Source organism: Fusicatenibacter sp. (genome assembly GCF_050872605.1).
In the GTDB taxonomy this organism is placed as follows: Bacteria; Bacillota; Clostridia; order Lachnospirales; family Lachnospiraceae; genus Fusicatenibacter.
The window spans coordinates 1-11,604 of the sequence record NZ_JBNMHD010000057.1 but is presented as its reverse complement, the minus strand read 5'-3'; the positions used below and the strand labels follow the sequence as shown (position 1 = coordinate 11,604).

15 protein-coding genes are annotated in these 11,604 nt (G+C 43.6%); 13 read left to right on the top strand and 2 right to left on the bottom strand.

Annotated features, from left to right (window positions below):
* The first annotated feature begins 50 nt into the window (after positions 1-50).
* The 6 genes from ACY2VT_RS13285 (at position 51) to ACY2VT_RS13260 (ending at position 6,123) form a co-directional block, all read left to right on the top strand.
* Positions 51-632, top strand: a complete 582-nt coding sequence (locus tag ACY2VT_RS13285) for an extracellular solute-binding protein (RefSeq protein ID WP_461880215.1) — start codon at positions 51-53, stop codon at positions 630-632.
* Between the two features lie 110 nt (positions 633-742).
* Positions 743-1,678: a carbohydrate ABC transporter permease gene (locus ACY2VT_RS13280; protein ID WP_461880214.1), complete on the top strand. Its 936-nt coding sequence runs from the start codon at positions 743-745 to the stop codon at positions 1,676-1,678.
* Positions 1,675-2,559, top strand: coding sequence for a carbohydrate ABC transporter permease (locus tag ACY2VT_RS13275; RefSeq protein ID WP_461880213.1), 885 nt, complete (start codon positions 1,675-1,677; stop codon positions 2,557-2,559). The genes ACY2VT_RS13280 and ACY2VT_RS13275 overlap by 4 nt, the downstream gene beginning before the upstream one ends.
* Before the next feature lie 44 nt (positions 2,560-2,603).
* Positions 2,604-4,643: a beta-galactosidase gene (locus ACY2VT_RS13270; RefSeq protein ID WP_461880212.1), complete on the top strand. Its 2,040-nt coding sequence runs from the start codon at positions 2,604-2,606 to the stop codon at positions 4,641-4,643.
* 167 nt (positions 4,644-4,810) lie between these two features.
* Positions 4,811-5,716, top strand: coding sequence for a helix-turn-helix domain-containing protein (locus tag ACY2VT_RS13265; RefSeq protein ID WP_461880211.1), 906 nt, complete (start codon positions 4,811-4,813; stop codon positions 5,714-5,716).
* Positions 5,717-5,808: 92 nt separating this feature from the next.
* On the top strand, positions 5,809-6,123 hold the full coding sequence (locus tag ACY2VT_RS13260; protein ID WP_461880210.1) for a hypothetical protein: 315 nt from the start codon (positions 5,809-5,811) through the stop codon (positions 6,121-6,123).
* A 96-nt stretch (positions 6,124-6,219) separates the two neighbouring features.
* On the opposite strand, the gene ACY2VT_RS13255 is transcribed toward ACY2VT_RS13260, so the two are convergent.
* Positions 6,220-6,393 carry a hypothetical protein gene (locus tag ACY2VT_RS13255; RefSeq protein ID WP_461873009.1) on the bottom strand — a complete coding sequence of 58 codons (174 nt, stop codon included), beginning with the start codon at positions 6,391-6,393 and terminating at the stop codon, positions 6,220-6,222.
* A gap of 211 nt (positions 6,394-6,604) precedes the next feature.
* Here ACY2VT_RS13255 and ACY2VT_RS13250 point away from each other — a divergent pair, with 211 nt between their 5' ends.
* The 4 genes from ACY2VT_RS13250 (at position 6,605) to ACY2VT_RS13235 (ending at position 9,174) form a co-directional block, all read left to right on the top strand.
* Positions 6,605-7,042: a hypothetical protein gene (locus ACY2VT_RS13250; RefSeq protein WP_461880209.1), complete on the top strand. Its 438-nt coding sequence runs from the start codon at positions 6,605-6,607 to the stop codon at positions 7,040-7,042.
* A gap of 161 nt (positions 7,043-7,203) precedes the next feature.
* Complete coding sequence (locus ACY2VT_RS13245; RefSeq protein WP_461877913.1) at positions 7,204-8,124, top strand: helix-turn-helix transcriptional regulator; 921 nt, start codon at positions 7,204-7,206, stop codon at positions 8,122-8,124.
* On the top strand, positions 8,121-8,543 hold the full coding sequence (locus ACY2VT_RS13240; protein WP_461880208.1) for an MmcQ/YjbR family DNA-binding protein: 423 nt from the start codon (positions 8,121-8,123) through the stop codon (positions 8,541-8,543). The genes ACY2VT_RS13245 and ACY2VT_RS13240 overlap by 4 nt, the downstream gene beginning before the upstream one ends.
* Positions 8,533-9,174, top strand: coding sequence for a GyrI-like domain-containing protein (locus ACY2VT_RS13235; protein ID WP_461880207.1), 642 nt, complete (start codon positions 8,533-8,535; stop codon positions 9,172-9,174). Before ACY2VT_RS13240 ends, ACY2VT_RS13235 begins: the two co-directional genes overlap by 11 nt.
* Positions 9,175-9,236: 62 nt before the next feature.
* On the opposite strand, the gene ACY2VT_RS13230 is transcribed toward ACY2VT_RS13235, so the two are convergent.
* A complete protein-coding gene (locus ACY2VT_RS13230) occupies positions 9,237-9,443 on the bottom strand; it encodes a hypothetical protein (RefSeq protein ID WP_461880217.1) in 207 nt (68 codons plus the stop codon).
* On the opposite strand from ACY2VT_RS13230, the gene tnpA reads away from it, so the two are divergent.
* The 3 genes from tnpA to ACY2VT_RS13215 all read left to right on the top strand — a co-directional run bounded on the left by tnpA (position 9,423) and on the right by ACY2VT_RS13215 (position 11,439).
* A complete protein-coding gene (gene tnpA / locus ACY2VT_RS13225; protein ID WP_461880216.1) occupies positions 9,423-9,836 on the top strand; it encodes an IS200/IS605 family transposase in 414 nt (137 codons plus the stop codon). The genes ACY2VT_RS13230 and tnpA overlap by 21 nt on opposite strands.
* The gene (locus tag ACY2VT_RS13220) at positions 9,829-11,016 is read left to right on the top strand and encodes a hypothetical protein (RefSeq protein WP_461880206.1); all 1,188 of its coding nucleotides are present in this window, start codon (positions 9,829-9,831) and stop codon (positions 11,014-11,016) included. The genes tnpA and ACY2VT_RS13220 overlap by 8 nt, the downstream gene beginning before the upstream one ends.
* Before the next feature lie 117 nt (positions 11,017-11,133).
* Positions 11,134-11,439 (top strand): hypothetical protein, encoded by a 306-nt coding sequence (locus tag ACY2VT_RS13215; protein WP_461880205.1) that lies wholly within the window; start codon positions 11,134-11,136, stop codon positions 11,437-11,439.
* Positions 11,440-11,604 lie beyond the last annotated feature (165 nt).

Sequence of the window (11,604 nt, the reverse complement as noted above, 5' to 3'; positions counted from 1 at the left end):
TAATTATACAATAAAAGGTGTCCTTTTTGGTTGTTTATCCAGAAAAAACAGTGATTTTTCTTTCAATAAGGGAATTCCCCATTCTGCTGGATGCGCTCTCGGCAAAACGGGGATATTATTTTCTAAAAGCGAAATCTCTGGCACCGGATGCTTCTGGAAAATGGGGCGTTGCTAAGATGCCTGGCGGTGTAAAAGCTTCCAACTGGGGCGGATCTTTCCTGGTAATCCCGGAGCAGAGCAAAAACAAAGCAGCAGCCTGGGCATTCGTAAAATACATGCTGGCAACTAAAGAAGGTCAGAACGACATCTTCCAGGCAGTAGATTACTTCCCGGCCTACACACCTGCATACGAAGATGCTTCTATCTATGATGCAACAGATGATTACTTCAGCGGACAGCAGCCGAAAAAACTGTGGGCTGAACTGGCAAAAGAACTGCAGCCTGTAAATACAACCATGATGGATGCTGCAGCAGATGGATGTATCTATACATCTGTAAACTCCGGACTGGAGCAGGGCCTGGATGCAGAAGGTATCCGTGAAAAGGTAAAATCTGATATCGAAGCAGCAACTGCAGAAGTAAAAGAGCAGCAGATTCAGGTACTGAAAGACGCAGGCGTTTGGGACAAATAAGAAGTAAATCAGTAATAATTTAAAAATTAAAATCGGCCGCTGCATCGGAATCGTCCGGTCGGCGGCCGATTTTGAATAAAGAGTACTGATGGACGGAAGGAGGACCACTTTTGAAAACAAAAAAGAAAACCGGATTTGTTTATACGTTAAAACAAAATAAAGTGGCATACGCATACATCGCACCATTTTATATCTTATTCGCAATCTTCGGTTTGTTCCCGATCGTAGCCGGATTTGCACTGAGCTTCTTCCGGTGGGACGGCATCGGACCGATGCATTTTAACGGAGTAACCAACTATATCAATCTATTTAAAGATCCACTGTTTTGGAAAGCATTATCCAACACGCTGCTGATCGGTATTATTGCACATATTCCGATTCTGCTGGGCGGTCTTGCTCTGGCATATATTCTGAATTCGAAGCTGGTAAAAGGTGAGAATATCTTTAAAACTATTTACTTTATGCCTATGGTAACAAGTTCTGTTGCGATCTCTATTATCTTCCAGACCATGTTTGGAAATAACTATGGTGTCATCAACTGGTTCCTGAGCCTGTTCGGCGGCAAAAACATTAACTGGCTGGGCGGAGACGGAAGTCTGATCAAAGTAGCCGTTATCGTAATGTTCGCATGGAAATGGGTAGGCTGGAACATGGTTATCTATCTGGCCGGTATGCAGGGTATCAGCAATGATATCTACGAAGCAGCCAGAATCGATGGTGCTTCCAACACAAGAGTTATGTTCAGTATCGTTATCCCGCTGTTAAAACCAATCATTATATTTACGGTTGTACAGTCCAGTATTGGTATGTTTAACCTGTTCACGGAGCCATTTATTTTAACAAACTCCAGCTGGACCGGTGGTATCAACAATGGTGGTCTGACACTGATGATGTATTTGTTAAACAAAGCTCCGCAGGGTGGAAACTCCTATGGATATGCATCTGCGTGTGCATACGTTATCACAATCATGATCGTTGTGATCTCTGTTTTTGTTAACAAGTTCTCAGAAGAGAAAGAAACAGGAAGGAGGAAATACGGTAAATGAAAACATTATTAATTTTACTTGTAGCTTTAGCCGTTATCTTAATCGTGATTGCCAAAATTCATCCGATGGGAAAGAAAATCTCCTTATACATTGTTCTGGGACTGATTGCACTGATTATGCTGGTTCCGTTCTATATGATGTTTGTTATGGCAACCCATACAACCAGTGAAATCTATTCCTTCCCGCCAGCTCTGTGGTTTGGAACAAATATGGCAACAAATTTCCACAACATGGTTGAGGCAGTAAACTTCCCACGGGCCTTCCTGAACAGCTGTATCGTAACGTTTGGAAATGTTATCCTGGTACTGTTCTTCTGCTCGATCGGCGGATATGCATTTTCTGTATATAACTTCCCAGGAAAGAAAGTACTGTTTGCCATTCTTCTGGGTACAATGATGGTTCCGTGGACAGCAGGTATTATCCCGTGGTTCATCATGATGTCAAAACTGGGCTGGTTAAACAGCTTCTGGGCACTGATTATTCCGAGCTGCGCGAATGCGTTCGGTATCTTCTGGATGAGACAGTACTGTCAAAATAACGTACCGGTATCACTGATCGAAGCAGCACGACTGGATGGTTGCAGTGAATGGACGATCTTCTTCCGTGTTATTGCACCAATCCTGAAACCGGCTTACGCATCCCTTGGTATCATGCAGTTCGTAAACGTATGGAACGACTTCATGCAGCCGCTGATGATTCTGCGTAAAGCAGATAAAATGACACTGCCGCTGATGCTGAAGACCATGGTTGGCGACCGTGGCACCGATTACGGCGCACTGATGTTTGCCAGCACCTGTGCGGTACTGCCGCTGCTGATTGCATTCTTAAGTGCATCCAAGTTCTTTATGTCTGGTCTGACATCGGGTGCGGTAAAAGAATAAGTATGATATAATTTTAAGGAATAAACAAAAAGAGAGGTGATCCTATGGAAATTGTGAATGGTGAAAGACTGGTATTGGGAACTTGTTATTATCCGGAACACTGGGACGAGAGTCTCTGGCGTGACGACCTGAAAAGAATGCTGGAAAACGGCATCGAAGTAATTCGAATCGCAGAATTTGCATGGAGTAAGATTGAGCGGTACGAAGGTGTCTTCAATTATGATTTCTTTGACAGATTTCTGGATGTAGCAGCCGATATGGGAATGAAAGTAATCTTTTGCACTCCGACAGCGACTCCGCCGGCGTGGCTGACAGAAAAATATCCGGAAGTTCTGAATGCGAACATGGACGGTGTTCTGTACCGTCATGGCGGAAGAAGACATTATAACTATAACTCTCCGAAATATCAGGAACTGACAAGAATTATTGTTGAAAAATCCGCATCTCATTATGCAAAACATCCGGCTATTATCGGATGGCAGATCGACAACGAGATCAACTGCGAGAAAAATGAGTTCTATTCGGAAAGTGATACCATTGCGTTCCGTAAATTCCTGATGGAAAAATACGGAAGCATCGATGCACTGAATGATGCATGGGGAACCAATTTCTGGAACCAGACGTACAATAGTTTTGAGGAAGTATATGTTCCGAGAACAACACTGAGCAACAATACAAACCCGCATGAAGTACTGGATTATACAAGATTTGTATCTGACAGTGCATGCAGATTTGCAAAACTTCAGAGCGATATCATCCGCAAATATATTAAACCAGGTGATTTTATTACCACCAATGGTCTGTTCGGCAATCTGGACAACCAGAGAATGACAAACGAGAGCCTGGATTTCATGATGTATGATTCTTACCCGAACTTTGCGTATTGTCTGGATGCATACAAACCGGATAACTTTCTGAAAGACCGTATGTGGAGCCGCAACCTGTCTGAAGTTCGTGCCGTATCCAAAAACTTCGGTATTATGGAACAGCAGTCCGGTGCCAACGGATGGAATACCGGTATGGCAGCGCCGACTCCGAAACCGGGACAGATGACGCTGTGGACCATGCAGAGTGTAGCACACGGTGCAGATTATATCAGCTATTTCCGTTGGAGAACCTGTACATATGGAACAGAGATTTACTGGCATGGCATTCTGGATTATTCCGGAAGAGACAACCGCAGACTGGCAGAAGTAAAATCGATTCATGAGAAGTTCCAGAAACTGTCTGAGATCGCAGGTTCCAAATATGAAGCAAAAGTTGGTTTTCTGAAAGATTACGATAATGTATGGGACAGCCAGATTGATGTATGGCATGAAAAAGTGGAGTGGAAGAGCCAGCTCGGTATCTTCGAAGCCGCACAGAGAACCCATACACCGATGGATTATATTTATCTGCGTGACGACGTAACTGCAGAAGATCTGAAACCATATACTGTACTGTTTTACCCGCATCCGGTGCTGATTTCCGATGAGAGAAAAGCTGTACTGGAAGAGTATGTAAAGAACGGCGGCTATCTTGTTCTCGGCTGCAGAAGCGGATACAAAGATATGTACGGACGCTGCGTGATGGACAAACTGCCGGGTAAATTCGCCGAGATGAGCGGCGTGGATATTCCGGAATACACACTGGTATCCCCGGACAACAAAGATATCGTAATCGACTGGGACGGCACGAAACTGGAAGCTGCTGTATTCAACGATCAGCTGGCGGCAGTTGGAGAGCATGCAGAAGTTCTTGGTTCGTACGAGAACTGCTACTATGCAGGAGAGCCTGGACTGATCAAGAATACCTACGGAGAAGGAACGGTATATTATTTCGGCGCAGCATTTTCAGAGAAAACTGCAGAAGTCTTCCTGGAAAAACTGGGTGTGAAGGATCCGTACAAAGAGAAACTGGATATTCCGGAAACCTGCGAACTGGCTGTAAGAAAGAAAGACGATACCGAGTACTGCTTCGTTTTGAACTACAAAGAGGAAGAAGCCAAAATTCAGGTCAAAGAAGAGATGACAGATCTGTATACAGGTGAAAAGGTGATCGGTACAGTTGTGCTGAAACCGTTTGAGGTAAAAATTATGAAATAAAAAATAATCAGGGAAACAGAAGGGACAGCCGTACGAAACTGGTGCGGCGCCCTTTCTGGTTAAAAAATGCAATTGTTGGAGATCTGAAATAGACGATTCTACTTCAAGGGGGTGTGATTTCACCCCCTTTTCTGTTATGATTTTCTCAAAGAAAAGGGGGAATCTCTATGGATCTTGTCAAAATTGGAAAATATATTGCGGAAAAAAGAAAAACGATTGGCATGACGCAGAAGCAGCTGGCGGAGCAGCTCGGGATGAGCGATAAATCGGTCTCGAAGTGGGAGAGGGGCATCTGCCTGCCGGATGTGTCGGTGTATCTGGAACTGTGCAAAATTCTTGGCATCACCATCAATGAATTTCTCGCCGGGGAGGATATCAGCGAGGAGAATCTGACGGAGAAATCGGAGGATAACCTGATTCAGGTTGCGAAAGACAGCAAGCATCGGCAGAAGCATTTAAAGAGCATGATTGCGGTGCTGGCGCTGACGGCGGTGCTGGCGATTGCTGCGGCTGGCGTAATGTGGTACCGCAGTGCGCGGACACCGAAAAATTTTATTGCACCGTATGACATGGATTCACCGGAAATGAATATCGCTCAGATACTTTCCGGCCCGGACGGCGCGATGCTCTTTCAGTATTCTGCAGACGAGCCGTTCCAGACTATGACATTGTACTTGACGGAATATCACTACAGCGAACAGGTTTCCAAAACAGAGATCGCCGGGCTGGGTTATGATGACTTCAGTGATGTGACTTCTATGTCGAAGGGAATGATCGCGTTGATCCCGGATTTTGAGGCGTTTCAGGTGGATGTGTATATCACGGACAGTGCCTGCAAATATCAGACGAAGTTTCCGATTCTGGAGGACGTGGAAAACCGGGAAGTGTTCGGCAGATCCGGCACAGAAATCACCGAGGATATTGCAATTGTCTACGATAAAGAGCTGGGACTGGGAGCGTTCTTTTATGGAGAGAATGGGCTCAGCGCTTATTCTGTTGAGGATTTGGAAAAGGGGAATGTGGAACTGAATAATGAGTATACGTATTATGTCTCTGTTGAGTTTTCAAAATAGAAAAATGAAGTAATCCTGCACAGATCTTCTTGATAAAACAGTTAGACTGAGCTAATCTCATCTTAAGAGAATCTATTTTGGGAGGTGAGACGATGAGTGTAACTGTTTTGCGATTTCTGCTGGTGCTGGGAATTATCGGGCATGCGGGGAACATGTACTGCGACCGCATTATCAGCATATTTCCAAACGGCAGACTGAAGATTGAGGATATCAAAACCATCGGCGAGGAAGGAAAGATGGCGAAGCTGATGGAGGGCGTATCCGAGAAAGTACCGATGCGTTCCGCAGTCTGGGGCGCCTATTCGCTGGTGCTGCCGATTTTTATCGCGATGTTTCCGTTTCGAATCATCGGAACACTGCATATCGCGGCGATGGTTACGATGCTGGCGTGGATCTTTCTTGCATAGCATTCGGGCATCGTGAGAGTACAGAAAAACTGCGGAATCCGCTGCCTTTTTAGGGTAATGGGTTCCACGGTTTTTGCGTTATGTTTTTGCGTGTGCCTATTTTTCAATCGGGTTATCCAACATATAGATGACGCAGGCAAATCCCGCAATCATGGCGAACAGAACTGCACCGCCCAAAGCCTGATCAAACAGAACTGCGCCGGCAAAGAAACCAGCAATTGCGGCAAGCACCATAACAATCACAGACACGACCGTTCGAAATTTTTCCATGCATATTCCCTCCCTTTTCGTTTTTGCCGTATGAAAAAGTACTTTTTATATGGTTATTATAGTGCGGAATATGTCTCGAGACAATTGGACATTTGTTCTAAAGATGCCTGTGTTTTTTCTACTTTCGTCCTGACAAAATTTCCGTTACAATAAAGATACAAAAAAAACAGGGAGGTCGTGGATGATGAAAAGAGTCAGGATATTTACCAAAATGATACTTTTGACAGCGCTAATCTGCATATGCCTCACAGGCTGCGGAAAATCAACAGCAGTGACGCTCCCGTTTGAGGCGGCTGATGTTGCAGGCATCGAAATGTACCGCTTCGTTGTACCGGCAAGCGCAGAAAAGAAAGAGATCACAGAACCAGAAGAAATTGCGGATGTATATTCAACATTTTCAAACTTAAAAGTAACCGACAAAGAAACCGAGCCGCTTACGGGAAGTACCGTGACGAGTTTTCGATTCCGTCTCTTGGACGGAACAAGCTATGAAATCATTTACAACGCCGAAGGCGTCAAATCCGGCAGAGTGCAGCTGGGCGAAGAAACGAAGGATTATTTTACATCTGCAGACATCGGAAGCTTATGGGAGAACTGCCAGGAAGAAGCCGTAAAGGTGGATGAGGCGGAACTGCCTGCATATCCGTGATTCACAGAAACGAAATCAGCCGTCCGTTTGGAAGAGATTCCATTGGGCGGCTGAAGTTGTTTTATGCGGTTACGAGTTCATTTTTATCGAGGATATGGTAAAATCATGACATAGAGTTGTCATGTTTTGCGTGATAGTATGAAAGAGAGAAAGGAACAGCAATGAAAATAGACAGACAGTTGGGAATTTTGTCCGTGCTGCTGCAGAAAGACTCCGTGACGGCACCGGAGCTGGCGGAGATGTTTGAGGTGTCGCGGCGGACGATTAACCGAGATATTGAGGATCTGTGTAAGACAGGGATTCCGCTGGTGACACGGCAGGGGGTTCACGGCGGGATTTCGATTATGGAAGGGTATAAGCTTGACAGAACGATGCTCACGCACAGCGAGATGCAGGATATTCTGGCGGGACTTCGGAGTCTGGACAGTGTGAATGGGACGAACCGCTACGGTCAGCTGATGGAAAAGCTGTCGGCGGGGTCTTCGGATTTTATGGTAGGGAACCAGTCGGTGCTGATTGATCTGTCATCGTGGTATAAGGATTCGCTCGCGCCGAAAATTGAAATGATCCGTCTGGCGATCGGTCAGCACAGAGAGCTGGAATTTACTTATTATGCACCGGGAAAAGAGTCTGTACGCCGCATCGAGCCATATTATTTAATGTTCCGCTGGTCGAGCTGGTACGTGTGGGGCTGGTGTAAAACGAGAGAAGATTTTCGTCTGTTCAAGCTGAATAGGATGGACAAAGTGCAGATGCTGGAAGAAACATTTGCAGCCAGAAATGTCCCTATGCCGGATCTGAGCGATGAGAGAATTTTTCCGGGCGGAATCCGGGTAAAAGCATTGTTCACGGCAGACTGCAAATGGCGCCTCGTAGAAGAGTTTGGAACAGAATGCTGTCAGGAACTGGAGGATGGATCACTTCTGTTTCAGGCAGATTATACCAACAAAGAAAACCTGATCACATGGCTGTTGACTTTCCGCGAAAAAGCAGAACTGCTGGAGCCAAAGGAGCTGCGCGAAGAATTGCGGCAGAGCATTCGGCGGATGCAGGCGAAGTATGAGGATGGAGGAGAAATATGATTGAGTCAAATTGTAAGATATGGGAGGCAATGCATAAGATGCGGTATTCCTGGATCGATGATTATCTGATGCAGAAACCAGGCGTAGAAAAGCTGCCGCCGCAGTGGAACTGGATCCGTTATGCCATCGGAGGGAAAATGTTTGCGGCTGTCTGTCTTGGAGAGCAGAATGAGCCATATTACATCACACTGAAGCTGGAGCCGTCGGAGGGAAGCTTTCTGCGGGAGCAGTACGAGGACATCATTCCGGGGTATTATATGAACAAACAGCACTGGAATTCCATAAAACCAAACGGCGCTGTGCCGGATGACCTGGTGAAAGATCTGCTGGATAAGGCGTACGGACTTGTGCTCGGCAGGTTCAGCAAAAAGAAACAGAAAGAAATTCTGGAAAGCGGGGATAAGGCGGATGGCTTTTGATTATAAGAAAGAGCAGAAAGAATTTTATCAACCGAAAAATCTACCAGAGATTGTAACCGTTCCGTCCATGAATTATCTGGCGGTGCGGGGAAAGGGAAATCCGAATGCCGAGGGCGGCGAATACAAAAAATCAATCGAGATTCTGTATGCACTTGCCTATACGCTGAAAATGAGCTACAGGACAGATTACAAAATCAACGGATTTTTCCAGTACGTCGTCCCACCGTTAGAAGGCTTCTGGCGGCAGGAGGGGACAGAAGAAATTGATTATGAAAAGAAAGAAGATTTTCAATGGATTTCCGCCATCCGCCTGCCGGATTTCATCACCAGAAAAGATTTCGAATGGGCCGTACATACGGCAGAAAATAAGAAACATATCGATTGCTCCCGCGCAGAATTTCTGACAATAGAGGAAGGACTCTGCGTACAGATCATGCACCATGGATCTTTCGATGCAGAACCGGAAACAATAGAAAAAATGAATCAATATCTTGAAACACAAGGTTATGAAAACGACATTACGGATCAGCGCCGCCATCACGAAATTTATCTGTCTGATGCAAGAAAAACGGCACCTGAAAAATGGAAAACTGTGATCCGTCATCCGATTCGAAAAAAAGCAAATTGCTGATATGCAGAAAATAATTCAGCCGTCCGTTTGGAAGAGATTTCCATTGGGCGGCTGAGATGGCTTTATACAGTTGCAAGTTCATTTTCTTCAATGATAGTTTTTATTTTAAGTTCTTCCAAATCAGCTATATCAGCAATTTGAGCTGTAGTGTAGCCTTTTTGAAACATGTGAAGAATTATTTTTTGCTCTCCAAGTTGATTTAATGCGTCGGGGAATTCAGGAAAAGTATCAGTTAGGAGAACAGAATGATGAGCAGGAAACCCTATCATAGTGCTTCACATTGCAAGTATTTGATACAGTATCATATTATCTGGTGTCCAAAATTTAGATTTTCTGTATTACATGGGAAAGCGGATATTACTCTCAAACAGATACTACAAAAAATATGCGAGGATTACGGATATAGAATTAAAGCACTTGAAGTAATGCCGGACCATATCCATATTTTTGCAGATGTGCCACAAACAGTCGCTCCCTGCGATGTGGTTAGAACACTCAAAAGTAAAAGTGCGATTGAATTATTTAAGGCATATCCAACACTGAAACGGTTTTATGCAAGATGTGGTGTTTTATGGTCGAGGGGATATTTTATATCTACAGTGGGACAGATAAGTGAAGCAACAGTAATGCAGTATATAGAGGAACAGAAAAGTCATGAATGAGAAGGAATATAAGAAAAGCCTAAGACAATTTCATAAACATTCTGACAGACATATCCTGGTTGTAGAAACCGATATGTCTTTTTCTGATATACAAAAGGTGGTAGCTCTTTCTGATAAGATTCGAAAAGCAGGAAATGAACTGGTTGGTCTTATGAGAAAGAATTACGACCAGCTTATCCGTACGAAAAGGTATCGGAAGGTACGGAAACTTTATGGTGCTACAGAAGAGAAAAAGAAACGAAAAGTACTTGCCAGTCAGCTGAATGAAATGCAAAAGCAATATCATGTTACATGGGATGATTGTAGAACATCTATGATACCAATCGGTAAAAAATATGGGATTGATGCTATATTTGCACTTACAAAAGCCGAAGATGTTTGGAGAGGGATAGAAAAATGCTTATATGCAAATGGTAAGACACTCCACTTTTCTAAATATGGAGTGTTGCCCTGTATTCGAGCCAAACAAAGGAATCGTGGGATTCCAATTTCTGTGAAAGAGAATCAATTGCAATTTAAATTTGGTAAATCTACGTTTGGAATACAACGGAAAGATAGATTTCAATCGGATGAAATCCACGCTGTTTTGGATTACCTTGCTGAACCTGAAATAATAGATAAGAAAGCAATCCAGATATTTGCAGAGAAAGCGTATTGTATCAATACTTACAGACCCTGCTATGCTACGCTTGTACCAAAGTTGATTCGTGGGAAATACAGAGTGTATTTGCACTTAACGATTGAGGGGAAAGCAAAACCGAAATATGACAGATTTGGGAATCCAAGGCATAAATTTGGAAAAGGTATCATTGGTGCGGATATTGGAACGCAGACCGTTGCTTATACATCGGATACGGAGATTGCTCTTAAAAACTTATCCGAAAGAGGGAACAGTATTCAAAAATCCGAGCGATTAGAAAGAATTTATTATCGCGCAATGGATAGAAGCAGACGAGCAACCAATCCACAGAATTATAATGAGGATGGTACGATTAAAAAAAGTCGAAAGATTTGGAAATACTCGAATCATTATAAAAGACTGAAAGCGAAACACGCAGAATTATGTCGTATTAATGCAAGGAACAGACAGCTTGCGATAAATGAAGATGCCAACTATCTAAGGAGCCTTGGAGATGTGTTGATTACAGAGCCTAAAAATGCCAGTAAACTTATGAAATGAGCGAAAGAGACTACGAAAAACAAGAAAGGTAAGTTTAACAAGAAAAAGCGTTTCGGTAAATCAATAAAGAATCGATGCCCTGGTGGATTTCAAACGACAATAGAAAAGAAATTTGAAGTGTCTGGTGGCAGATATATAGAAGTGCCGAGCAATTATAGAGTAAGTCAATATGACCATACCGCAGATGCTTATGTCAAAAAGAAGTTGTCGGATAGAATGTATCATTTAGCGGATGGAACATTGGTACAGCGAGACTGGTATTCCTCGTTTTTACTATACTGTTACGATGATAAAATAGAAGAGATAAATAAAACAAAATGTAGAACAGAATTTGAAAAACATTACAAGAGGGAAAAAGCCTTAATTAAATGGATTCAGGCGAATCAGATTAAAATTTTAAATAGCGGAATAAAAACAGCATAAATGAAATACGTTAGGGAGATTGACGATATGATGTTGTCAAGATTGGTTGACACATTTTTCTCAAGGACATCATGGACTATGCTACCATACGTAGAGAATCATAGTATCTCTGTCGCTTGATCATGGGAGGAAGACCACCGTTGGTGGTACAAATCCTCCGATTGT